The following is a 992-nucleotide window of genomic DNA, read 5'->3' on the forward strand; positions in this document are numbered from 1 at the left end:
ATCTCGCTCAAGGCCAACGTCGACGACGCCCTGACCAACCCGGAAACCAGCAGCATCCAGAAGGTCATCGTGTGCAAGCGCACCGGTGGCGACATCAAGTGGAACCAGCATCGCGACATCTGGTTCGAAGACCTGATGAAAGTGGCCGGCACCGTTTGCGCGCCGAAAGAGATGGGCGCCGAAGAAGCGCTGTTCATCCTCTACACCTCCGGCTCCACCGGCAAGCCGAAGGGCGTGCAGCACACCACCGGCGGCTATCTGTTGTACGCGGCCATGACCCATGAGCGCGTGTTCGACTACCGTCCGGGCGAAATCTACTGGTGCACCGCTGACGTGGGTTGGGTCACCGGCCACAGCTACATCGTCTACGGCCCGCTGGCCAATGGCGCGACCACGCTGCTGTTCGAAGGCGTGCCGAACTATCCGGACATCACCCGGGTGGCGAAGATCGTCGACAAGCACAAGGTCAACATCCTCTACACCGCACCGACCGCGATTCGCGCAATGATGGCCGCCGGTACTGCCGCAGTCGAAGGCGCCGATGGGAGCAGCCTGCGTCTGCTGGGTTCGGTGGGCGAGCCGATCAACCCGGAAGCATGGGACTGGTACTACAAGAACGTCGGCAAGTCCCGTTGCCCGATCGTCGATACCTGGTGGCAGACCGAAACCGGCGGCAACATGATGAGCCCGCTGCCGGGTGCTCATGCGATGAAGCCGGGTTCCGCGGCGCGTCCGTTCTTTGGTGTGGTGCCGGCGCTTGTGGACAACCTGGGCAACATCATCGAAGGCGAGGCCGAGGGCAACCTGGTGATTCTCGATTCGTGGCCGGGTCAGGCGCGTACCCTGTACGGCGACCACGATCGCTTTGTCGATACCTACTTCAAGACTTTCCGCGGCATGTACTTCACCGGTGACGGTGCCCGTCGTGATGCCGATGGTTACTACTGGATCACCGGGCGTGTGGACGACGTGCTGAACGTGTCCGGCCACCG

1 protein-coding gene is annotated in these 992 nt (G+C 62.6%); it reads left to right on the forward strand.

Annotation, left to right across the window (positions count from 1 at the left end; all coding sequences use genetic code 11):
- Window positions 1–992: AMP-binding protein (locus tag ACW9JE_RS30865; protein ID WP_457434927.1), on the forward strand; the 992-nt coding region annotated here is incomplete at both ends.

It is taken from the genome of Pseudomonas sp. SDO55104_S430 (genome assembly GCF_054070595.1).